A 22,686-nucleotide genomic window follows, 5' to 3' on the forward strand; every position below is an offset into this window, starting at 1 on the left:
TTCCAGGGTGGACAGGATGGCGAGGTCTGTCGTCGGCGGCGTTGACGAGTTCGGACTACACCTTTGTGTGTAGGGCGGACCGTACCCGAGGCGGTGTCGGGCGGTAGGAGCCGCGTGATGGGATGGCGGGCATGCAGCCGTTCCGGCAGGACGCATTGATGGCCGCGGTGGTGTTCGGCGGCGGTCTGGTCCTGCTCGCGGGCGGCGCCTACGTCCACCGTGGCACGCCGGCCGTCCTGCTGGCGCCGCCGCTGGCGGTCGCCTCGATCGGGGTCGCGGTGCGGCGGCGGGCACCGGTGACAGCGCTGGTCCTCGGCGTGGTCGCGATCACGGCGGACGTCTTGCTCGGCCCCTCGCTCGGCACCGTCCTGGTGTTCACCGACAACATCTACGCGGCGGCGCTGTACGGTCCACGGCGGCTGGCCACCTGGCTCCTCGGCGTCACGTCCGTGCTGGCCGTCGTGGTCGGCGCCGTGAGCGGGTTCGCCGCCAGGAACTGGGCCGCCCTGGCGATCGGTGCCGTCCAGGGAGGGCTGGTCCTGACCACTCCCGCCATCACCGCCGTGATCGTCCGGCAGCATCGGGATCAGGCGATCGCCGAGCGCGCCCGTGCGGACCAGACGGCCCGGCTCGCCGGACTGGACCGTCAGGCGGCGGTCGCGGCGGAGCGTGCCCGCATGGCGCGTGAGCTGCACGACCTGGTCGCCAACCACTTCAGCGCCGTCGCGATCCAGGCGGCCGCGGTCATGGCCCGGAACGACCTGGACGATCGGACGGTGCGAAGCGTCCTCGCGTCCATCCGGGAGAACAGCGTGCGGGGGATGGCCGAGATGCGGACGATGATCGGGCTGCTGCGCGCCGAGGGCGACGATCCCGGACTGGTGGAACATCGGCTGAAGGACCTCGCCGACCTGGTCGAACGCTCACGCCGGGCCGGCATGCGCATCGAGCTGAACGTCTCCGGCACGCCCCGCGATCTCGCGCCCTCGGTCGAGCTGGCGGGTTACCGCATCCTGCGGGAGGCGCTGACGAACGCGCTCAGGCACGGCACGGGCGAGGCGAGGGTGACGGTCGACTACGGGCGGGCCGGCGAGGTGGTTTTGTCCGTACGCAATCCCGTGTCGTCCACGCCGACCGGTCTGCCGGGGTCCGGCACCGGGCTGGTCGGTCTGGAAGAACGCGCGGCGCTGGTGGGCGGCTCGTTCAGCGCGGGCGCCGAGGGGGACGGGTGGGCGGTGTCGGCCACGCTCCCGGCGGACGGCGGCCAGGCTCGGGACGGCGGGGGCCGCGAATGATCAGGGTCCTCGTCGCCGATGACCACGCGGCGGTGCGCGCGGGCGTCGTCCTGATCCTGCAGGGTCAGCCGGACATCGAGGTGGTCGCGGAGGCGGCCGACGGGCGTGCCGCCGTCGAGACGGCCCGCGAGTTGCGGCCCGACGTCGTCCTGATGGACATTCGGATGCCTCGCCTGGACGGCATCTCGGCCACCCGCGAGCTGAGCGGCATCGCCGACGTGCTGATCCTGACGACCTTCGACCTGGACGAGTACGTCTTCGGGGCGCTGCGCGCCGGTGCCGCCGGTTTCCTGCTCAAGAACACCGACGCGGATTCCCTCGTCCAGGCCGTACGGCTGGTGGCGCGCGGCGACGGGCTGATCGCGCCCTCGGTGACCCGGCGGCTGATCGCCGCGTTCGCCGAGACGAGCGAGCGTAAGCCGTCCGATCTCGGGGTGCTGACACCGCGCGAGCGTGAGGTGCTGGCCTGCGTGGCGCGGGGGTTGTCGAACGCCGAGATCGCCCGCGAGCTGGACATGACCGAGGCGACGGCGAAGACCCATGTCAGCCGGATGCTGGGCAAGCTCGGCCTGCGCAGCCGCGTCCAGGCGGCCATTCTGTACGCGGGGAGGGGCGTCCACGAGCCATGACCGCCGCCGGAATCCGACGCGGGTTCAGGTGGGGGAGGTGGGCAGGGCGGACCAGGTGGAGTAGTGGGTCACCTGGACCACGATCAGTGGGCCGGTGGGCGGCTGAGGACGATATTGCGGATATTTCGCAACAAGGGGGGCCAGCAGTGCCGGGGCGCGCTCGTCCTCCCCGTCCAGGATCGTCGCGAAGCCGTCGGCCCGCACCCACCACAGGGCCGTCCAGTCTTCGTCGTAGTGGTCCACCAGCACGCACACGTTCGGGTTGACCTGGATGTTCCGCAGGCGCCGCAACCACGCGCCCGACTTGGGCTTGTGGTCGACGGCGGTCACGATGCGCTCACCCTCAAGGGCGAACGTCACCGGCACGAGGTGCGGGCGGCCGTCGTCGCCGACGGTCGCGAGCCGGGCCACCCGGGCGGCGGCCATGCGGTCGCGTGCCCATTCGTCCCTGGCCTGAGCTCGCTCGCCCTGGTCATCGGCATGCCGGTCACGGCTCTCGCCGTCCGGTCCGATTCCGACCTCGCCCACGGGCGTATCCAAGCACGGCGCGAGCGCCCGGAGGGCGACCGCCACGGCGGCGGGTGGGAAACCGGTGAACTCCGGTCAGGCTTCGGCCGGCCGGAGTGGCGGGTAGACGTGGTCGCCCAGGTGGTCGAAGGGCAGGACGCAGCGGCGATCGAACTGTGTGGCGTCACATCGCTCTGCTTCGTCTCGCCGGGGCAGCGGTGGCGAATCGACGGGGTTTGCGTGCATGACTCTGCCTGTTCTCCGGTGGCATCGCCATGGGCGACCACCACGGCCGAGGGCGGGGGGACACCCTGGACCGTTACAGATGCTCTCACGGACCCCTTGGGCAGTTCTATATTCCACTGCGGCATTTGTGATCTTTTGCCACGATTACCAGGGATACCTGGCATCCCTGCGAAGAGGGATACGACAATCCGCGCCGGTCGGCGAGCGGCGCCGCCGAGCGTGTTCCGTACGGCGCACGATGCTCTGATGCCGGGCTCAGGTATGGGCTCGTGGCTCGGGTTCGGCGGCCACTTCGCGTTCGTAGGTGTGCAGCGTCTCGATGAACAGGCGGCGCTGCTCGGCGGTCAGCGGCTCGAGGGCCTTGCGCCAGGCCCGGGCTCCCCAGGCCAGCCAGGCGTCCACCGCGGCGCGGTTGGCCTCGGCGATGCTCACGATGGTGCGGCGGCGGTCGGCCTCGTCCTCGCGCCGGTCCACCACGCCCTTGCGGCTCAGGTCCCCCACCATGAGACTCACCGTCGTGGGCGCGACCTCGAGCCGGGCGGCCAGCTCGTTCACGGTCAGCGGTCCGTCGAACAGCAGGTACGCCAGCAGGGACAGGTGCCGCGGGGCCAGGTCCAGTGACTGGAGCGCCTGGGGAACGGGAGTGCGCTTGGCCCGGCCGACCAGACGCGGCATGAGGAGCAGAAGCGTCCGCACCCCCTCGTCGACGGTCACGCCCTCATCGATCGACATGCCTTGATCTCCAAATACCCTTGCCGGCGACGGCAGATATGGTCGTACGCTGCTGGAGATCATCGTCCCATGTCAGAGGGGAACGACAAGATCATTTGACGAGTTACGGGCGAACCGCGGCCCTCCTGTGGCCGGTCCTCGGGTCACCGTCGGGTTCCGTGGCATCGAGACCCCCGGCCCGCGCGAGTAGTGCGACCGCATGGACGTCGCGCGGGGCGGGGCGGCGTCCGGTCAGAAGGCCGCGATGGTGGCCGGGGCCCGCTCGGCGCGGCTGAGGGCGCGCAGGACGTCCACCGGGCCGTGGCGGCGGACGGCGAGACGGGTCAGCAGGTCGAGCACCGTTTCGGCGGCGGACGGCGGCACCTCGGGTGTCGCGACGCCCACGCTCACCGCCAGGTCGTCCGAGTGCACCAGGAGCTCCATCATGCGGCTGATCAGCAGGTCGTCCAGCGACAGCGACCAAGGTCCCCACAGCGGCATGCGTACCGGCCGGTCGCCGCTCCTTTCGGGCAGCACGCGCTCCAGCTCCTCGACGGCCGCTTCGGTGCGCGCCACGAGATCGGCGGGACCGTCGCCCGCGATCTTCTCGCCTCCGGCCCTGATCCGGACGTTGAACTCGTCCTCGACCGGCCGGCCCATCCAGTTGGCCCTGTTGTAGTGCTCAAGGAGCGGCACGACCTCCTCCTGCGGCTCCGGCCCGGCCAGGACGTCGCAGGTGACGAGGATCTGGTAGGCCAGGTGCCCGGCCAGCCCGCTCACCTGGAACTCCGCCAGCGCGCTCGGCCGGTCCCACGCCTCGGCGACCGCCGGATCGCGCAACAGGCGTACGGCGGCGCGGGCCGCGGACAGGAAATCATCTCTGGTCTGGGTCATTGGTCCCCTTCCCTCCATGCTCCCGTGCCGTCCGATCTTCGCATGACGGGATCAGCCGGCGCGGCGCAGGGGCGGACGCCGCGTCCAGGTCGCCCAGCGCCAGATCCATTCGAGCGGCCCCTGCCGGTAGCGGCGCAGCCAGAGGGTGGAGAAGAGCCACTGGGCCGCGAGGATGGTGCCGGCCAGCGCGTACACCGCCGTCCAGGATGAGCGGAGCGGCAGTTCGAAGACCCGGTCGGCGATGATGACGAGGACCGTGGCCGTCAGGTAGTTGGTCAGCGCCATCCGGCCGAGCGGTTCGAAGACGGCCCGCAGCACCGGCCGTAGCGGCGTCCGCAGCAGGACCAGCAGCGTGCAGACGTACGCCCCGGCGAGCAGCAGTCCCGGCACGGCGAGCGCCAGAGCGAAATCGATGGCGTGCCCGTCGTCCGGCCGGGTCCCGGCCTGCCACCACAATACGAGCGCCGCGCCGGCCGCGAAGGCCGCTGCCAGTGCGAGGGGAACCTTGGCAGACCGCTCGATGCGGTCGATGACACCGAACCGGGTCAGCGCCGAGCCCAGCAGGAACAGCGCGGGGACCAGCGTGATGCCGCCGCCGTACAGGGCGAGGGACGTCGCCGCCAGCACGGCGGCCAGCACGGAGACGGCCCAGCGTGGCAGCCAGGTCGAGGGGAGCAGCACCACGAGCCCGACGACGGCGTAGATGGTGAGGACGTCGCCGCGCCACAGCACCATGTGCGCCAGGCCGAAGCCGAGCAGCACCAGCAGCCGGCGCAGCAGCAGCACCCGGGGGCGGGCCGTGCGGTGCGCGGCGGAGTCCAGCAGCAGGGAGAACCCGATGCCGAACAGCAGCGAGAAGATCGGGAAGAACCGCTGCTCGACCAGCAGCCCCATCCACGCGTTCTCGGGGGGTGCGCCCGCTCCGGTCACCACCATGGGGCCGGTGTTGGCGATGGGCTGCACGTTGGCCAGCAGGATGCCGCACAGGGCGAACCCGCGGATGACGTCGAGCGCGGCGATGCGGCTTCGGCGGCCGGGGGTGGCCGCAGGATCCACGACGCCGGCGGGCGCGCGTCGTACTGTTCGGCCGCGCACTTCGGCCGGGTCGGGGAGGAGATCGTCGGGAGGCATGGGGCCATCCTGGAGAATCGTCCCTATCGCCGGCATTGACCGAAAGCCCGGTTCATGCCGTCCGCCACCGTACTTTCAGCCGACCCTCCGCCGCGCCGCCCGATCCACGGCCGCCGGGCCGGCGACGCGGCCGATTCGATAACGCCGGAGCCCGGCCCGCTCGATGCCGCCAGATCGGCAACCCCGCCGCTTCACTGCCTCCAGACCAGCGACCCGACCGGCCCTCCAGGCCCGGCCGCCCGCGTTCAGGACCTCAGGTGGCGACGACCGCCTCGTCCCAGGCGCGGTCGAGGATCTCCTGCACGGTCTCGTCCGGGGTCTGGCCGGAGGTGTCCAGCCAAAGCCCGATGCGCGGCGTTCCTTCGCGCAGCCCCTGGTCGAGTTGGGCCACGGTCCAGTCCCGGTAGCCGGTCTTCGCCCGTGACCGCTCCCGCTCGGCGACGGTCGCCGCGTCGGGCGCGAGGACGACGACGAGCAGTGGAGCGCTGCTGAATAGGGAGACGAATTGGGTGAGTTCGGGGCCGAGGACGACGTCCTGCACGATCGCCGTGAAGCCGGCCGCGAAGTACGCGTCGGCGGTGGACGCCGCGAGCCGGTACCGGAGGTGCAACTGCCGGAGTGCCTCCGGAGCCGGGTCAGGGGTCATCCCGGCTGCGCCGTTCACGATCATCCGGCGGAAGAGGTCGCCCCGGATGTGCGCGGATCGCGGCAGCCGTTCGGCGAGCCCTTGCGCGACGGTCGACTTGCCCGCGGCGGAGATCCCGGTGATCAGCACAACGGCCTTCGGACGATCCGCGCGCTCCCGCATACCGCGATCTTGCCGCACATCACCGCCCGGTGGCGACGCTTCGGCCGGCGGGCGGCATGCCGAGCCTAGCTCCAACCACCGACAACTTTTACAGTCTTGACAGGACAGATGTTCGGTGGCAGCGTGTCGGGCATCGCGCATCGGGGCAGGTGGTGACCGTGACCGGCCGCCGGACCCGCGCCCCCGCTCTCGGCACCCGAGATTCGGGCGATGGCGCCGAACCAGCAGGAGACCCGTTCGAAAGGACACCAGACATGAGAAGCCTGATCGCCAGCACCTTCATGACGCTCGACGGCGTCATGCAGGCTCCGGGAGGCCCCGGCGAGGACGACGACGGCGGCTTCACGCACGGCGGCTGGTCGGTGAACTACTGGGACGAGCACGTGGTCCGGTTCATGGACGAGACGATGAGCGAGCCGTTCGACCTCGTCCTCGGGCGCAGGACCTATGACCTCTTCGCCGGCTACTGGCCGAACGCGTCGGAGGACGAAGGCGCCAAGCCGCTCAACGAGGCCGTGAAGTACGTCGCGTCCCGCGGCCGTCCCGACCTGGAGTGGCACAACTCGGTCCTGATCGAGGGGGACGTCGCCGAAGCCGTCGCGGCGCTGAAGCGGGAGGACGGGCCGGAGCTGCAGGTGCACGGCAGTGCGAACCTCATGCGGACGCTGCTGCGCCACAACCTCATCGACCGGTTCCGTCTGCTGATCTTCCCCGTCGTCGTCGGGACGGGGAAGCGCCTGTTCGAGGAGGGCACCATCCCGGCCGGGCTGAAGCTCCTCGCCAGTGACGTCTCCACGACCGGGGTCGTGATGGGCACGTACGAGCCGGTGGGCGACATCGTCCCCGGCACCTTCGCCCGGGACTGACACCAGGGTCCGCACGCCGGAGCCCCCGGCCGGAAGGGATGGCCGGGGGCTCCGGGTGCCGTCAAGGACGGCGGTCCGCACGAGGACCGTCGACGGTCCTGTTCCTCCTGGTCAGCGGCTACGGTCTAGTTGACGCTGACCACCGTGCCCGGGCCGCCGGCGTACTCGACGTACCCGGTGTGCCGGGCGCCGCCGGTCAGGCCGGACCAGGCGACCGTCACGTCCAGCGGGGTGCCCGGCGTCACCTTCGGGCGCTCCGGGGAGACGGTCAGCGTGCCGATGCCGCCCTTGGCGGTCACGAAGTTGGCCTGCAGGCCGAACGCCGTCGTCGTGGTGCCCGGCAGCTCGCCGAAGGTGACCACCGCCAGCACGTACGTCCCGGGCTTGGGGCTCGGCACGCTGAGCGTGGCGTCGTTGGCGTAGTCCGACACGCCGACCAACTCAGAGCCGGAGCCGATCGCGGTGTCGCCGTCCTTCTGGTAGAAGAGCGCCGTGATCAGCGCGGCGTTCGGGTCGTCCGTCCGCACGGTGAGCTGCATGGCCTTGGTGCCCGGCGCGACGGTGACCTTGTAGTCCTTCTCGGCGTCGTTCTCGGTGGAGGCCACCGTGCCGGCGATCGGCGCCGCGGCGGCGAAGCCGTAGGCCTTGATCGGGAACTTCGCCAGGCCGGGGGTGACCTGGAAGGTGGCGGTGCCGGACTCCCCGCTCCCCTTGACCGTGGTGGGGGCGACGGCGGCCTGCGGGGTCACCACGACGGGGCTGTGCACGGTCGTGCCGGCCCCGGTCCAGGTCAGCGAGCCGATCTGGGCCCCGGTCGTGCTGCCGGACTTCACGCCGAAGGTGACGGTGAACTCCTTGGTCTGCCCGGCGGCGGTGAATTTCAGCGTGTGCGGGCTCAGCTTGGCGCTGACGCCCGGGATGTCGAGCTTGCCGTGGTACACGCCGGGGGTCACCGCGGTGACGCGGCGGGTGATGGTCGTGGTGCCGAGCAGTTGGCCGACCGCGATGGACGGGTAGTTCAGCTGGCTGGTCTCGATGGGGGCCACGCCGGTGCCGGTGTGCACGCCACGGCCTTCGAGGTAGCCGAGCCAGTCCTGCGCGCCCGAGTCGTACACCAGACCCGGGTCGAACATCCTGGCCGGGGTGACCTCGCCGGAGCCGTGGGCGAAGACGTCGGTGCTGGTCTCGCCGGTCGCGGTCTTGATCTCACCGGCGGTGGTCATCATCGCCGACTTGACCGACATCGGGGACATGGTCGGATATTTGGCCAGATAGAGCGCGGCCAGTCCGGCGATGTGCGGCGCGGCCATCGAGGTGCCGGAGTAGAAGTCGAACTCGTGCCCGTGGTTGCTCGGCGGTGCGACCGCCGCGAGGATCGACACACCAGGGGCGGCGATGTCCGGCTTGAGGAGGTTCCCGCCGTTCGTCAGGGACGGTCCGCGGGAGGAGAAGCTCGCGATCTGCGGGTACGGCATGCTCGTCCCACCGGGAACGAGGGTGGCCTGTGCCCCCGCGGTGCCGGCGTACGTGCGCACGGTGGCGGCGTCAGGGGTGTTCAGGTGCACGGTCGGCACCGAGTGCAGGTCGCCGTCCGTGCTCTGGTCGCCGGGGTTGACCAGCACCATGCCGGCGCCGCCCGCCCGCGCGACCTCCGCGGACTTCTCCACCCGGGCGTTGACCCCCCGGTCGCAGACGACGATCTTCCCGGCGGTCTTGGCCGGGTCCAGGCTGCCGGAGACGCACAGCGTGGCGTCACCGTCGGTGGCGGAGGCGTTCTTCACCGCGACGGCCCGCACCAGCGGCGCCGGGCCGACCGCGCCGGTGAGGGTGGTGCTGACACCGGTGAAGGTGCGGCCGTCACCGAGGCGCACGCTGCCGGAGTACGGCGCGACGCTGCTCGCCGCCACCGTGGTCTGCCAGGGCGCGGTGTTGTCCAGCGTGCTCGCGTCCGGGCCGCTGTTGCCACCGGCCGTGGAGACGAAGATCCCGGCGGCGGCCGCGTGCAGGAACGCGAGCTGGGTCGGCTCGGTGGGGTCGGACTCGAAGATGCTGCCCACCGAGTAGTTGATCACATCGACGCCGTCGGCGACGGCCTGGTCGATCGCGGCGACCAGGTCCTGGTCGGTGCCACCGGTCGCGTTCGCCGTCTTGCCCTCGTACAGGGCCTTGTAGACCGCGATCTTCGCGCCGGGGGCGACGCCGGAGATCCGGCCGAAGTCGATGCCGCCCGCCTTGGCCGGGACGTCGGCGTTCCCGGCCGCGGTGGAGGCGGTGTGCGTACCGTGCCCGCCGCCGTCCCGGGGAGAGAGGTAGTCGGCACGCTGGTCGGGCGGCACCAGGGCCTCCCAGCCCGCACTGAAATAGCGGGCGCCGATCAGCTTCTGGTTGCACAGGTCGGCACTGAACTGATCGCCGGTCTGGCAGGTGCCGGTGAACGTGCTGCCGTCCGCCTTGCGCATGACGATCGCCGCGCCCTCGCGGTAGGGCCGGTACGGGTCCCCCGCGGTGGGCTGTGCGGTGTCCAGGGCCGGCGCGGCGAACGAGGCGCTCTCCGGCCAGACGCCGGTGTCGATGACGCCGATGACGACGCCCTTGCCCGCCTTGTCGGTGCCGCCGAGCGCCGACCACAGACCCTTCGGCCCGGACAGCTTGAGGAAGTCGGTGGAGTTGCGGTCGTCGGTCGCCTTGTGCAGCTTGTTGGGCACGACGGACACGACGCCGGGCGTCCGCATCAGCTTGAGCGCCTGGGCGCCGGTCAGGTCCGCCACGAAGGTGTTGGACGCGACGGCGAAGCGCTGCACCGGGGTGGCGCCGACGGTGGCCGCCACCTGGTTCTGCCGCTCGGCGAGGTGGTCGCGGTACCTCCTGGCGTCGGTGGAGGTGACGTCGACCTTCTTGCCGTTGACCGGCCTGGTGCGGCCGATGCCGCCGACGCCGCCCTCGTAGGTGGCGATCGGCTTCTCGGCCAGCGTGACCAGGTAGCGGCCGGCGGCGACCTGCGCGGCGACGGACGACGGTACGGGGACGGGGGGTTCCGCGGCCGCCGTCGCCGGCGTCGGGGACGCCACCGCGAGCACGAGGGCCGTGAGGGCCAGCGCGCCGCGGGTGGCGGAGGTTCTGCGTGACGTGAAGGTCACCTTGCTGTCTCCGGGGGCGAGAGGGAGCGTGAGCGTGCCGCGTCCTCGTCGGCGAACAGCGGGAGCTGGTCGACGGCGGAACCGTCGCGGGCCGTGCGGTCAGGGGAGTGAGAGCGACGCCTGGTGCGGCAGGGGAAGTGAACTTCGCGCGACTTATGGTTGTCCAGATACCCTTGTGACCAGTTTCGCCAATGTGGCGAAATACGCCAGATTATGGGGTTCACCGCACTGGGAGCAGGCCGGTGTTGGACGTACTTGGGATCAAGGACTTCGAGGAGCGCGTCTACCGGGCACTCCTCGACACAGGGGACCAGGGCGACCAGCGGGTCACCGACCTCGCCGCCTCGCTCGGCACCTCCCCGACCCGGGTGCGGCACGCCCTGACGCGGCTCACCTCCCTCGGGCTGGCCCGCCGCGTCACGGCCGGTCGCTACCAGCCGGTCGGACCGCGCACCGCGGTCCCGGCGCTGGTCAACCGCCACCGGCTGGAGATGGAGTCCGCCCTCGGCCGGGTGCAGGAGGCGGTGGAGGACCTCGCCCACGTGTACCAGGCGGGACGGCTGCGTACCGATCCCGGGCGCCTGGTCGAGGTGCTGTCCGGCCGGGCGGCGGTCAACCAGCGGGTGGACGAGCTGACCCGGTCGATCAGCACGCACATGTGGGTACTCGACAAACCGCCCTACCTGGAGTGGGCGAACGGGCAGCCCGAGACCAACGAGACGGAGACGGCGAGCACTCTGGCGATGATCGCGCGCGGGGTGGACGTCCGCTCGGTGTACTGCCCGGAGTCCATGGACCGCCCCGGCCGGTTCGCGACCGTGCTGAAGCTGGCCGCCATCGGCGAGCAGGCCCGGCTGCTGCCCAGCCTCCCGTTCAAGCTCCGGATCATGGACCGGCGGGTCGCGCTCGTCCCGCTGGTCGGCGGCGTGTACGACAGCCTCGCCATCGTGCACCCGTCCGGCCTGCTGGACGCGCTCATCGAGCTGTTCGAGCTGTACTGGGAGCGGGCCGTCCCGATCACCGCCGGACGCTCCGGACCGGCCGAGGAGCCCGGCCGCGACGAGCCCGGCGAGGAGGACCGGCTGCTGCTCCAGATGCTCAAAGCGGGCTTGAAGGACCAGGCCATCGCCCGCCAGCTCGGCGTCAGCGGGCGGACCGCGACCCGGCGGATCGCGACGATCATGGCAAGGCTCGGCGCGGAGACGCGGTTCCAGGCCGGCGTCGAGGCCGCCGCCCGCGGCTGGCTCTGACCACCCTCTGGTACAGGTGACACGCGCCTCTGAGTGAAGTTTCCGCAGCCTGAGCACGTGGGGCGTCCCAATTACCCCATATGTCGCAGTGGGCGGACATATGGGTCTTTGTCATGGAAACGGAGTAAGGGAGAACGAGGCGTCCGACCCCCAGGGGGTGGCGATGTCACCACGCGTCCACAACACCGGGATCGCGGCCGTCGCCATGGCCGTCGTCCTGACGCTGGCCGTCACCCTGCCCGCCTCCGGGCAGAACGAGGTGTCGCGGCAGGACCGACAATTCCTCGCCACGGCGCACCAGGGCCACCTGGCCGAGATCGCCGCTGGGAAGCTCGCCCAGGCCAAGGGGACGACGGAGACCGTCCGCTCGATCGGCGCCACGCTGGTCACCGACCACACCGTTCTCGACTCCTCGCTCACCAGGACCGCGCGCCAGCTCAAGGTGCCACTCCCGGCCGGGCCCTCCGCCGACCAGAAGGCCACCCACGACAGGCTGGCCGCCCTGCCCGGCACGGAGTTCGACCAGGAGTGGCTCACCGTGATGATCGACGGCAATCAGGCGGCACTCGCCCTCGACGAACGGCAACTCCAGGACGGCTTCTCGGCGCGGATCAAGCATCTCGCCCGCACCGCCACCCCGATCACCCACCGCCACCTCGACCGTCTGCTGCACGCGCAGGCGTCCCAGGTGGCGGAGACCGGGTGAAAGCCGCGGGTCAGGCCGACCGGCGCGCGGCGAGCCGCTCCGCCAGCCAGGCACGGACGGCCGCCCAGGCGGGAGCGTCCGGGTCGATGACGTCGAAGTGGTTGGCCTCCGGCACCTCGACCAGTCGCACGTCCACCCCCTTCGCGGCCGCGGCCTCGGCGTACGAACGCCCCTGCGACAGCGGCACGATCTCGTCGGCCGTCCCATGCACCACCAGCACCGGCGGCACCCCGCCGTCGGCCGTCTCCGCCGGCGACGCCACGGCGTAGCGCTCCGGAACCTCCCCCGCGCGCCCGCCGAGCAGCAGCCGGGCCATCCCGTCCGCTGCCTGCGCCGCCACCACCGGCCCCATCTCCGGGCGCGCCGGCGCGGGAGCCCCGGCAGGCCGCTCCCGGTCGGGGTCGGCCAGCACGGAGCCGAGCCGGATGGCGTCGGCGGCGACGAGATCGAGAACCCCCGCGAGAGAGACCGCGCCGATCGGCGTCACCCGCGGCTCCGCCCCCAGGCTCCCCGCGGGCAGGGCCGTGCGGTGCGCCGTCCAGGCCGCGAGGTGGCCGCCCGCCGAGTGGCCGACGACGAACACCCGGCCGGGGTCCAGCGCCGGATCGAGGTCCGCGACCGCGTCGACGGCGTCCGCCACGTCCTGCAGGGTGCCGGGCCAGCCGCCGCCCGCCTCACCGATGCGCCGGTACTCGATGTTCCACACCGCGTACCCCTGCGCGACCAGATCGTCGGCGAGCCGGGTTACCTGCCGGCGGTCGAATATCGCCGTCCAGAACCCGCCGTGGATCAGCACCACGACCGGGAACGGACCGGCCCCCTCCGGGAGGTACAGCTCGCCGACCTGCGAAGGCTCCGGACCATAGGGGACGGTGCGGACCGCGCGCGCTCCGTCCGCCGCGTCGTCGTAACGCGTGCCGCCCCGCACGCTCACCAGATGGTCGATCGTGGCGAAGAACTCGGCGATCTCGGGCCGGTTCGCGGACTTCGCCTTCGACTCGTCCCACGCGCTCTCGTCGGTCCACTCCACGAAGTCCAGCCAGGTGTCGTCGGCGACGCGTACGAGACGAGCCGCGACGAAACCTCGCCGGTCCTCGCGGAACGCCCGCAGCATCCCCGGCCGCGCGGCGAGCATGGCGGCGGTCTTCTCGGGCTTCACGACGAAGGTGGTCAGCTCGATGACGGACATCTTCGCTCCCTGTGGGGACCGGCACGACGTCCGTCGCAGTCGAGACCCCAGATAGTCACCAACTCTTACCATCAAGCACCCTAGGTCGCGCCATGGCCGGTACGCAAGTGGGCTCCCGTCCGCCCCGCTCCACTCATTTACGGAAGGAGAAAGTACGAGGTGAATCCTGATATCAACTCTCGTCGAACCCCGCTCCACCCTCGAGCCGGGACCGCGGCCCACCCGACTTGCCGCGACACGAACAAGTCAGCTAACGTGACCATCAGCTATTCTGATCAAAGTCGAGCGAGACCCCGATCCCCGTGCAGATCGGCATCCCGTCATACCGGGCGGCGCGGCAGCCGTCCAGCGGCAGCCAGAGGAGGTGGCCCGTGGTCAGCCGAGCCGAGCGGAACGCGACCGACCCCGACCTCGGCGTCCTGGCCGGGCGGCTGCTGTTCGCCGTACAGAAGGAGCTGTTCACGACGCTCGCCGCGCAGGGCTTCGACGACCTGCACCCACGGCACGGCGCCGTGCTCGCCTACCTCGACACCGAAGGGCTCCGCGCGACCGAGCTGGCGCGGCTGTCCGGCCAGCACAAGCAGGTGATCGGCACCCTGGTGGACGAGCTCGTGACGCTCGGGTACGTCGAGCGCCGGCCGGACCCGGCCGACCGCCGCGCGAAGCTCGTCTGCCCGACCGAGCGGGGCCTGGCCCAGATGCGCACGGCCGACGGCATCATGGCGGCCATGCAGGAGCGGCACGCCCACCGCCTCGGCCGCGACCTCTACGCCGGTTTCAAGGCCACGTTCATCGACATCGTCGACCACCAGCGCCACCGCACCACGACCTGACGGCCGCGGACGAACGCGAGCCGCGCCATCCCGCCCGGCCTCCGCCACGAGCGGACGACCAGAGCCTCCCTGCCGGGCATCTCCATCAAGAAGACCCGAGAAGCACGCATCGGAGGACACCCATGTCCCAGCCCGCTCAGCCGGAGTTCGGCATATCCCTGGCACCCACCCACGACGTGCCGCACGTCCGGCACCTCACCGTGACCGCGGAACGCCACGGCCTCGACCTGGTCGGCGTGCAGGACCACCCGTACGTCCCTCAGTTCCTGGACACCTTCTCGCTGATCGGCCACCTGCTCGACCACACCGAGCGGATCCGGCTCTTCCCGGACGTCGCCAACCTGCCGCTGCGCCCGCCGGCCATGCTGGCCAGGGCCGCCGCCGCGCTCAACGTCCTCTCGCACGGCCGCTTCGAGCTCGGCATCGGAGCCGGCGGATACTGGGACGCCATCGCCTCGATGGGCGTGCCGCGCCGTTCCCCGGCCGAGGCACTGCACGCGCTCGACGAGGCGATCACGATCATCCGGGACCTGTGGCGTCCGGGGCACGACGTCCGTTTCCACGGGAAGTACTACGACGTGTCCGGCGTGCAAGGCGCCGACGCCGGAGCGCCGCCCATCCAGGTCTGGATCGGGGCCCAGGGACCGCGCAGCCTCGCCCTGACGGGGCGGGTCGCCGATGGCTGGGCGGCGCCGATCCCCTCCTACCTGCCGTACGAGCGCTGGTCGTCGTCCAACGCCGACATCGACCGCGCGGCGGAAGAGCACGGACGCGACCCGCGGTCGATCCTGCGCATCGCCCAACTGCCGGGCCTGATCGAACCTGGCAAACGTGCGGGCACGACACAACTCCTGCGCGAAGGGTCCGAGCCGCTGCGCGCCGACGCCGACGGCTGGGTGGCCGAACTGACCCGCCTCGGCACCGAACAACCCTTCACCGCCTACGTCTTCTGGCCCCAGGAGGAGTCCGCCGACCAGGTCCGACGCTTCGCCGAGGACATCGCCCCCCGCGTCCGCACCAACCTGACCCCTTGATGGGACAGGCACGGCACCATCGAGTACACCCCCCAGGTCAGCGCGGCAACGGCAGCACGGACAACTCCGAGGTGTAGGCGTCGGTGGGTGCGTTCAACACCCAGACGATCATCGCGGCGAGCGTCTGCGGGCGGATGCAGAGATCCCAACTCCGCCCACCGCGCCATGATCAGCGTCGCATAACGACGCCAGAGCCTTGACGAATCGGGCCTGGAGCATCGTCCTGAGCCGGGCCACGCCGAGGGCTCGCCGCCGCGTAGGCTCGTGGGCATGGCTGCCGGGCATGCGCATGAGGAGCTTCACCACCTGGTCGACCGGCTGTCGCCGGACCAGGCCTGTCGCCTCCTGCGCTTGGTGAAGACGGACCCTGACCTGGCTGACGCGGCATCGGACGACATGTCTGAACCGGTCCACCGTCGGCGGCTGTCGATCACAGGTATTGGCGCGTCCGGCCAGGGAGATCTGTCAGAACGAGCTGCCGGACGTCCTCGGGAACTCTCGTCGACCACACTGAGGTGATGGAGTACGTCGGCCGGGTGCCCGCACCGCCGCTCGACCGGTTCATCGACGACATCTACTGCCTGACCGGAGTGCCGCGCCACCGCCTGATGAACGTCCCGCCGATGCCGTCGGCGCACCTGTTCATCAACCTGGGCGACCCCACCCTCCTGTGGGATTCCGACCCGTCAGTACCTCCGGCACTGTTCACCGGTGGGTGGTTCATGGGCGTGTGGACGAGGCGTTTCCTCTTCGAGTACCCCTCGCGGGTGCGGCTCGTCGGAGTGCACTTCAAGCCTTGGGGGGTTTCGCCGTTCATCGACATGCCGGCGGCGGAGCTGCGGAACCGATGGGTGCCGGTCGACGCCGTCTGGCAACGGTCTCTGGACCGGATCCGCAACCAACTCGGCGAGATGGCATCGGCCACAGAGACACTGCGGGTACTGGAGAAAGAGCTGCGATCGCGACTTGCCGAGGCACCCTTGCGCGGTCTCGACCTGGTCCAGCACACAGGTACGTATCTGGAGTCGTCCCACGGTGTGGTCCCGGTCCGTGCGCTGGCGGAGGCCGCCGGGGTCAGTGGCAATCATCTAGCCGCGCAGTTCACCTCTCATGTCGGAGTCACCCCGAAGCGGGTGGCGCGGATCTACCGCTTCGCGCGGCTGATCCTGTCGGTGGACGCCCTGCGTCCGGTCGACTGGTCACAGCTCGCCCAAACGGCGGGGTACTTCGACCAGGCTCACTTCATCAGGGAGTTCAAGGACTTCACCGGCCACACCCCGACCGAATATCTGGCCCTGCGGCGCCGATTCCCGGCCGAGCGGGGGTTCCCGCCGGACAGCGGTCCGATGCCCGCTGATTGATTTTTTACAAGCCCACTCCCCCTAGGACCGGCAGGATCCGAGGCGAACAAGCGAGACGACTTCGGGGAGAACCTGTGGGCACAGTGATCATGCACAGCGTGATGTCGGTGGACGGTTTCATCGCCGACGAGAACGACCAGGTCGGACCCCTGCACGACTGGTACTTCAACGGCGACACCCCGATCACCGAAAGCAGCGACGGGCAGTACGACCATTCCGGGGCTGGAAGCGGCGTGAAAGTGCCACGCGCATCGGCGGAGTACGTCCGGTCGATCTGGGCGGCGATCGGCACGATCGTGATGGGCCGCAACCTGTTCGACCTGGTGAACGGCTGGGAAGGGAAGCCGCCCGCCGGCGAGCACGTGGTCGTGGTCTCTCATCGCCCCAAGCCCGAAGGCTGGCACCCCGAGGCGTCGTACCACTTCGTCGACGACGTCACGGCTGCGATCGGCAAGGCCCAGGAACTCGCCGGGGAGCGAATGGTCGCGGTGAACGCCGGCGAAGTGGGCGGCCAGATCCTCGCGGCCGGCCTCGTGGACGAGGTGGCGATGGACGTGGTGCCAGTGGTGTTCGGATCGGGCAAACGCTACTTCGGCAGCATCACCGGACAACACCTACTGGAAGACCCCCACGTGGTCATCCAGAGCGACCGAGTCCTCCACCTGAGCTACAGAGTCCGCCGCCACTAGCCGCCACCATCAGATCTCGGTGATCGCCTGGGCGGTGTCCGGGTCTCTTGTCCGGAGGTGCCAGCATGCCCATACGGTTTTGCCGGGGCGATTGATCGGGCGGGTGACGCCGTTCTCGTGGGCGAGGGCGGCCACGATGGCCAGGCCGCGGCCGTGGACGGCTTCGACTCCCAAGTCCAGTGGGCGCGGCAACTCGGGCCCGTGGTCGGTGACCCGGAGGCACAACCGGTCCGGGCCGGCCCACAGCGAGAGCCTGATGGGTGGTTCCCCGTAGGCGACGGCATTCGCCAGGAGCTCTCCGACGACCAGGACGACATCCTCCGCCAGCGCGGTCAGGTCCCAGTTGGCCAGGACGTCGTTGACCAGGTGCCGGGTCTCACCGATCATTTCCAGACTGTCGGGCAGGTCCCAACAGACGGTGCGCAGCCCAGGGGGCGTGTGGGTCATCGACACTCCTTTTGATGGCGGGGGCGTACCTAGAGGTCGTCCGGAGGTGGCCGAAATGTCGGCGATTTTGGATACCGCAGCGAGGCGAGGGCCGTTCTCAATGCAAGGGGCCCTCGGAGGGCGGTTGACCGGCACCGGCGCATCTAGCTCGGCCTCACGGATCAGCCGACCCAACTCCTCGATCGTGAACGCCTCGACTCTCAATGGCTGTTTCACCGGCCAGGTGGCCATGGCAGTGAAGCGACGGCTCGCGACGCCGTACATGACATGCCATGTGGGTTCCAACTGGTCGAACTGAGCGGCAGCGGCTCGCTGGGCGAGATCCCATTGGCGCGGGGCGACTTTGTCGGTTGGCGTGCCGATTCGGTGTCTGCCCGGCGCCCGGCTCATGCCGCCACCGCTTTCTCGTACGGCTCACGCCTGCCAGGTTGAGCAGCCGACACGCTTGGACATCGGCTCAAGCCGAGCGAAACGGGGTCCACAGGGCGACGCGCGTGCGCATCAGCAGGGGATCGGAAGGCTGGTGGCCCTACCTGAATCGGCCGCACGGGCGCGGCGGGATAGCGTCCGTAGAGACCAAGACGCCGCCGGGCGTTCAGGCGAGCGCGCATCTGAGCATTGGTGGGATGCTCCCACTGGTGGTGACGGCGGTGGGGCAGGCTTGCGGCGTCATGCGCGTAAGGCGGGTGCCCGCACCACCGGCACCCCAGCGGCTTCGGCGGCGCATCACCGTGATGCCGAATGCGCAGCGGACGAAGCTCCGGCCGTTTGGAGACAGCCTTAGAATTGGTCACGGATCGCACCTCTCTCGTGCGGTCAAGGACCCGTTCGGTCGTGTGCAGCGCCCGGCGGGTCCGTTTTTTCGGACAAATTAAAGGCAATCGGGCACTCTTTAGCACCGAGCCACCGATCGAGACCGAGTGATATGTCAGGTCGGCTCAGCCTTGGTAACCCTTGAACTCTCCGCAGCGCTCGATGTACGACCAGCACAGTCGGCGGGCCAATTCCGATCTGTCATCATTGCCTCACTCAACGTAGCGACACGGTGAAGCATGCACGTGTACTGTGCACATCCGCAAGCACTGTTCACAGATTTCTGATCGCCTCCCCCACGAACCTGGAGCCCCATGGTCCTCAAGAGCCCGACGGTCCGGCACCGGCGCCTGGGGCGTGAGCTGCGCCGACTACGCGAGACAACCGGCCTCACACCAGAAGCCGCTGCCACCCAACTCGGCTGGTCCAGACCCAAGGTCAACCGGATCGAGAACGCACGAACCCTGCCGAACACGACCGACATCGCAGCAGCATGTGACCTTTACGGCGCCGACTCCGCAACAAAGGCAGGGCTGATCCAGCTCTGCCGCGACGCCGGCCGCCGGGGCTGGTGGACCGCCTACAACGACGTGTTCACCGGCAGCTACATAGGCATGGAAGCAGAGGCGTCGTCCATACGAACCTGGCAGCCGCTGCTGGTGCCCGGCCTGCTCCAGATCGAAGCGTACGCACGAGAACTGTTCCGACACGGGCGTCCAGAGCTGAGCGAATCGGAGCTGGACCGCCGCATCTCGGCGAGGATGGCTCGAAAGATCGGGCTGATGAGCAACTCTGCCGTCGAACTACATGCGCTGATCGACGAAGGGACACTTCGAAGGCCCGTCGGACCCGGCGTCATGGCCCGGCAGATCAACGCACTCCTGGAGTACAGCGCCAAGGACAACATCGTCATCCAGGTCATTCCGTACTCCGCCGGACTCCACCGCGGCATGGACGGCCCCTTCTCCATCCTGGAATTCGGGGAACCCGATCCGAGTGTCGGCTACGTGGAGAACCCAGCGGGCGATGTGTACGTAGAGGCGGCCGATCAGGTCCAGCGGCTTATGCTGACATTTGAGCACCTTGCGGAGAAAGCCTTGTCCGCCAAGGAGTCCACGGCGTTCCTCACTGCGGCAAGGAGTGACCATGACATTCCCTGACCTCTCCAGCGCGGACTTTCGCAAGAGCAGCTACTCAGGCACCGGCAACGACTGCGTGGAAGTGGCCGACAACCTCCCTGACCTCGTGGCCGTCCGGGACAGCAAGAACCCCACAGGCCCCGCGCTGGTCTTCTCTGCGACTGCCTGGCGGGACTTCCTCTCGACCGTCCGATGACGGACAAGAGTTCCCCGCGCTACGCGGGATGCGAGGAGATGATCCTGTGCTTCCAGGCGGCCCGACGGCCTGGCTCGCAATGGGGCTCAACCTCGACCGACGCGCCCGGCCAGTTCATCCTGGAACGACCTGGCAGAGCGGTGAACTGCAACTCAAACTGCAACCCTGGGTAGTCGACCGGAAGCCGCTCACCAGAGCAAGAACTCGGCTGCCCGGTGGGTTGAGGGCTGGAGTTATCAGCAAGCGCTGATCATCGCGAGGAGGTACGACGTCGCCTCCGCGAGTGAGGGAAAGCAGTGATCCGCCTTGGTCAGCTCACCAGGCGCGTGGGTGGTGGCTACAGCGATGACCGTGCATCCCGCTGCCTTCCCCGCGGTGATTCCATGGGGTGTGTCCTCGATCACGATACAGTCGGCGGGATCGACCACGAGGAGTTCGGCGGCCTTGAGATAGCCCTCGGGATGGGGCTTCGACTGTTCGACGTCCTCGCCATAGATCTGGACCGGAGGCAACGGAAGCGAGGCGAGCCGGAAGCGGCGGTGAACCGGGATCCGGCTGCCTGAAGTGACCAATGCCCAAAGACGTTGGTCCAGCTTGCCCAGCAGGCTCACAGCTCCGGGCGCTGCGGGGAAGGCATCACCTTCCTCGGCCATCAGCTGGTTCAGGACCTTACGCTCCGCAGTGGGATCGAGGCCAGGCGCGACGTCGCGGACGGTGTCTTCAGGCCGACGGCCGTGAGTAAGACTCCACACCAGGTCTCTGTCCAGTCCCCGCATGTCCGACCAGGCATCCCAGATCCGCCGGTGCGTCGCACTGGAATCGAGTAACACCCCGTCGACATCGAACAGTAAGGCCTTGATCGCCATAGGGCAGAGGATGACACAGACAGTCGGGACGATGTTCGGTGAGCCGGAGCACCGGGTCGGCGATCGCCCCCAACCCCGTGTGATGGCCGGCCACAGCATGGCGATCGTCGTGCCGCATCTGGGCGGCGGCGCGCGCCTGGTCGGCGGGTGCGGCTCGGTACGGCGGGTGCTGCGTACGGCGGGCGGCCCGCGTTCCCGCCGCCGGCCGGGACCGGCGCCCACACCGCACGCCCGGCCGTGTGGTGGACGTGCTGGAGGAGTTCGGTGGCTTGGGCCGGCCCAGAGTCTTGCCCTGGAGTGACACGGCTGATCGGAGGTCGGCCTCCGAGTGCGGTCCAGCATGGCGGTCGCCGGCCTCCGAGGTCTGGTCGGCGACCTCGGTCAGATCCAGCGACACCCACCACACGCTGAAAGCCCGCACTAGCCTGAGGTTGTCGAGACGCTCAGGAGGTGCAGGGCCATGCCCGAAGCCGGAACGCTAGGACGACAAATCCGCAAGCTCCGTAAAGAGCAAGATGTCACCCAGGAGCAGCTCGCCGAGAGAGCCGGCGTCTCCGTGGACCTGATCAAGAAGCTGGAGCAAGGCGGGCGGAATGACATCCGGGCCTCCTACCTGATGAGAATCGCGGCGGCGCTGGACACGGAGATGTCCGTCCTGATCGGCAAGCGGCCCCGTATCAGCGGGCGCGCCGACGGCTCCAGTGTCCTGGCCCTGCGTGACGTCCTTCTGGATCGCTCCCTGCTGCCCGGGTTCAGCCGGGACGACGACGGAGTTCCTGCCCCGGCGGCCGCAGTCGACGACACGGTGAGCGCTGCCTGGCGCCTGTACTGGGCCGGGGACTTCGCCGAGCTCACCGCCCGCATTCCCGGCCTTGTAGGCGAGGCCCGCCTAGCCCGCCTGCCTCACGCTCTCGCGCAGGCCTACCAGCTCGCCGCATGCCTTCTGGTCCACTTCGGCAGCGACAACCTCGCCACCCTCGCCGCCGAACGCGCCCTCGCCTCCGCGGCCGATGGTGACGACGAGTTGCACTGGGCCACCCTGCACGGCACCTACGCCTGGACTCTGCTGCACCAGGGCCGCCCTCGGGAGAGCGAGGATCTGGCCGTGCGCATGGCCGAACGGATCGAGCCCACGTTCACGTCGCCGCCACAGCACCTGGTGGTTTGGGGCGGCCTGCTGCTCACCGCGATGGCGGCCGCCGTCGCCGACGCCCGCACGGCCGCGGCCGAGGAGTACATCTCCCTCGCGAGCGCTGCCGCCGCGCGCATCACCGGCGGCGACCGGCACGACTACCAGGTGTCCTTCGGGCCCACCCAGGTCGCCATGCAGACCACTCATGCCTACACCATGCTCCGCGAGCCCGGCCGGGCCCTGAAGGCGGCGGCCGGTGTCACCCGTGGCGACCTGTTCCCCATCTCCTACGGACGTCACCTGCTGGACAAAGCCCACGCTCAGGCGGACGCCGGGTACGGCCGTGCAGCGGCGACGACGTTGACCGATGCCGCGGCACTCTCGCCCGTGTGGTTCCGTCACCAAGGCCCTGCCCGGAGCCTGGTCGAACGACTGCGGGAAGAGGAGACCAAGCTCAGCACAGACCTGCGCCGCCTGGTCAAGCTCACTGGCGTCGACCGGTAAGGCGAAGGAGGGACGATCGTCCTCCCTCGCGGCAAGGAACCGTCAGCGGATGAGGACGAACGTCCCTGGCGAAGGGATGTGCTCAGTAAGCACGATCGTCCCCATGACGACACTTCGGAACGTTCACAACACAGAGGGTGAGCTTCCGCCGCCGGTGCCGTGGCTCATCTGGCAGTCCGACAAGGGACGATGGTGGGCCACCCGGGTGGAGCCCTACGACCCGGCCGCGGAGAAGGCGGGCGCCTGGCGGACGGTCGACGCCGATGACGAGTTGCGTCTGTTCCTGGCCATCGCCGACCAGGA

22 protein-coding genes are annotated in these 22,686 nt (G+C 69.8%); 13 read left to right on the top strand and 9 right to left on the bottom strand.

Annotated features, from left to right (window positions below; all coding sequences use genetic code 11):
- The first annotated feature begins 122 nt into the window (after positions 1-122).
- Positions 123-1,295, top strand: a complete 1,173-nt coding sequence (locus IEY93_RS18720; protein WP_189164378.1) for a sensor histidine kinase — start codon at positions 123-125, stop codon at positions 1,293-1,295.
- Entirely contained in the window at positions 1,292-1,924 is a 633-nt protein-coding gene (locus tag IEY93_RS18725) for a response regulator (protein ID WP_189164379.1), read from the top strand. Before IEY93_RS18720 ends, IEY93_RS18725 begins: the two co-directional genes overlap by 4 nt.
- A 24-nt stretch (positions 1,925-1,948) precedes the next feature.
- Here IEY93_RS18725 and IEY93_RS18730 read toward each other — a convergent pair whose 3' ends face one another.
- From IEY93_RS18730 to IEY93_RS18750, 5 genes are all read right to left on the bottom strand, one after another.
- Positions 1,949-2,452, bottom strand: coding sequence for a TIGR03668 family PPOX class F420-dependent oxidoreductase (locus tag IEY93_RS18730; protein WP_268241568.1), 504 nt, complete (start codon positions 2,450-2,452; stop codon positions 1,949-1,951).
- Between the two features lie 480 nt (positions 2,453-2,932).
- Positions 2,933-3,409 (bottom strand): MarR family winged helix-turn-helix transcriptional regulator, encoded by a 477-nt coding sequence (locus tag IEY93_RS18735; RefSeq protein ID WP_189164380.1) that lies wholly within the window; start codon positions 3,407-3,409, stop codon positions 2,933-2,935.
- Between the two features lie 231 nt (positions 3,410-3,640).
- Positions 3,641-4,282 (bottom strand): maleylpyruvate isomerase N-terminal domain-containing protein, encoded by a 642-nt coding sequence (locus IEY93_RS18740; RefSeq protein WP_189164381.1) that lies wholly within the window; start codon positions 4,280-4,282, stop codon positions 3,641-3,643.
- Between the two features lie 51 nt (positions 4,283-4,333).
- The gene (locus tag IEY93_RS18745) at positions 4,334-5,413 is read right to left on the bottom strand and encodes a DUF418 domain-containing protein (protein ID WP_189164382.1); all 1,080 of its coding nucleotides are present in this window, start codon (positions 5,411-5,413) and stop codon (positions 4,334-4,336) included.
- 253 nt (positions 5,414-5,666) lie between these two features.
- The gene (locus IEY93_RS18750; RefSeq protein WP_189164383.1) at positions 5,667-6,221 is read right to left on the bottom strand and encodes an AAA family ATPase; all 555 of its coding nucleotides are present in this window, start codon (positions 6,219-6,221) and stop codon (positions 5,667-5,669) included.
- A gap of 254 nt (positions 6,222-6,475) precedes the next feature.
- Here IEY93_RS18750 and IEY93_RS18755 point away from each other — a divergent pair, with 254 nt between their 5' ends.
- Entirely contained in the window at positions 6,476-7,087 is a 612-nt protein-coding gene (locus IEY93_RS18755; RefSeq protein WP_189164384.1) for a dihydrofolate reductase family protein, read from the top strand.
- Between the two features lie 125 nt (positions 7,088-7,212).
- Here IEY93_RS18755 and IEY93_RS18760 read toward each other — a convergent pair whose 3' ends face one another.
- Positions 7,213-10,224 (bottom strand): S8 family serine peptidase, encoded by a 3,012-nt coding sequence (locus IEY93_RS18760; RefSeq protein WP_229691252.1) that lies wholly within the window; start codon positions 10,222-10,224, stop codon positions 7,213-7,215.
- Between the two features lie 242 nt (positions 10,225-10,466).
- On the opposite strand from IEY93_RS18760, the gene IEY93_RS18765 reads away from it, so the two are divergent.
- Together IEY93_RS18765 and IEY93_RS18770 are read left to right on the top strand one after the other, a co-directional pair.
- Positions 10,467-11,474, top strand: a complete 1,008-nt coding sequence (locus IEY93_RS18765; protein WP_189164385.1) for a helix-turn-helix domain-containing protein — start codon at positions 10,467-10,469, stop codon at positions 11,472-11,474.
- A gap of 163 nt (positions 11,475-11,637) precedes the next feature.
- Positions 11,638-12,180 (top strand): DUF4142 domain-containing protein, encoded by a 543-nt coding sequence (locus IEY93_RS18770; RefSeq protein ID WP_189164386.1) that lies wholly within the window; start codon positions 11,638-11,640, stop codon positions 12,178-12,180.
- Positions 12,181-12,190: 10 nt separating this feature from the next.
- On the opposite strand, the gene IEY93_RS18775 is transcribed toward IEY93_RS18770, so the two are convergent.
- On the bottom strand, positions 12,191-13,369 hold the full coding sequence (locus IEY93_RS18775; RefSeq protein ID WP_229691253.1) for an alpha/beta hydrolase family protein: 1,179 nt from the start codon (positions 13,367-13,369) through the stop codon (positions 12,191-12,193).
- A gap of 371 nt (positions 13,370-13,740) precedes the next feature.
- On the opposite strand from IEY93_RS18775, the gene IEY93_RS18780 reads away from it, so the two are divergent.
- The 4 genes from IEY93_RS18780 to IEY93_RS18795 all read left to right on the top strand — a co-directional run bounded on the left by IEY93_RS18780 (position 13,741) and on the right by IEY93_RS18795 (position 17,286).
- Positions 13,741-14,202, top strand: a complete 462-nt coding sequence (locus IEY93_RS18780; protein ID WP_189164387.1) for a MarR family winged helix-turn-helix transcriptional regulator — start codon at positions 13,741-13,743, stop codon at positions 14,200-14,202.
- A 122-nt stretch (positions 14,203-14,324) separates the two neighbouring features.
- A complete protein-coding gene (locus tag IEY93_RS18785; protein ID WP_189164388.1) occupies positions 14,325-15,236 on the top strand; it encodes an LLM class flavin-dependent oxidoreductase in 912 nt (303 codons plus the stop codon).
- A 518-nt stretch (positions 15,237-15,754) separates the two neighbouring features.
- On the top strand, positions 15,755-16,597 hold the full coding sequence (locus IEY93_RS18790) for a helix-turn-helix domain-containing protein (RefSeq protein ID WP_189164389.1): 843 nt from the start codon (positions 15,755-15,757) through the stop codon (positions 16,595-16,597).
- A gap of 74 nt (positions 16,598-16,671) precedes the next feature.
- On the top strand, positions 16,672-17,286 hold the full coding sequence (locus IEY93_RS18795; protein WP_189164390.1) for a dihydrofolate reductase family protein: 615 nt from the start codon (positions 16,672-16,674) through the stop codon (positions 17,284-17,286).
- A 9-nt stretch (positions 17,287-17,295) separates the two neighbouring features.
- Here IEY93_RS18795 and IEY93_RS18800 read toward each other — a convergent pair whose 3' ends face one another.
- Positions 17,296-17,733 (bottom strand): ATP-binding protein, encoded by a 438-nt coding sequence (locus IEY93_RS18800; RefSeq protein WP_189164391.1) that lies wholly within the window; start codon positions 17,731-17,733, stop codon positions 17,296-17,298.
- A 1,127-nt stretch (positions 17,734-18,860) separates the two neighbouring features.
- Between IEY93_RS18800 and IEY93_RS18805 the strand changes: the two genes are divergently transcribed.
- Together IEY93_RS18805 and IEY93_RS18810 are read left to right on the top strand one after the other, a co-directional pair.
- Complete coding sequence (locus IEY93_RS18805; protein WP_189164392.1) at positions 18,861-19,706, top strand: helix-turn-helix domain-containing protein; 846 nt, start codon at positions 18,861-18,863, stop codon at positions 19,704-19,706.
- Positions 19,693-19,881 (top strand): DUF397 domain-containing protein, encoded by a 189-nt coding sequence (locus tag IEY93_RS18810; RefSeq protein ID WP_189164393.1) that lies wholly within the window; start codon positions 19,693-19,695, stop codon positions 19,879-19,881. Before IEY93_RS18805 ends, IEY93_RS18810 begins: the two co-directional genes overlap by 14 nt.
- A gap of 236 nt (positions 19,882-20,117) precedes the next feature.
- Here the strand turns inward: IEY93_RS18810 and IEY93_RS18815 are convergent, their stop codons facing one another.
- Positions 20,118-20,747 (bottom strand): HAD family hydrolase, encoded by a 630-nt coding sequence (locus IEY93_RS18815; RefSeq protein ID WP_189164394.1) that lies wholly within the window; start codon positions 20,745-20,747, stop codon positions 20,118-20,120.
- 460 nt (positions 20,748-21,207) lie between these two features.
- Here IEY93_RS18815 and IEY93_RS18820 point away from each other — a divergent pair, with 460 nt between their 5' ends.
- Positions 21,208-22,383 (top strand): helix-turn-helix domain-containing protein, encoded by a 1,176-nt coding sequence (locus tag IEY93_RS18820; RefSeq protein ID WP_189164395.1) that lies wholly within the window; start codon positions 21,208-21,210, stop codon positions 22,381-22,383.
- A gap of 103 nt (positions 22,384-22,486) precedes the next feature.
- A partial coding sequence (locus tag IEY93_RS18825; RefSeq protein WP_189164396.1) for a hypothetical protein occupies positions 22,487-22,686 on the top strand: 200 nt, incomplete at its 3' end.

Source organism: Sphaerisporangium melleum, from assembly GCF_014646695.1.
Lineage (GTDB): Bacteria > Actinomycetota > Actinomycetes > Streptosporangiales > Streptosporangiaceae > Sphaerisporangium > Sphaerisporangium melleum.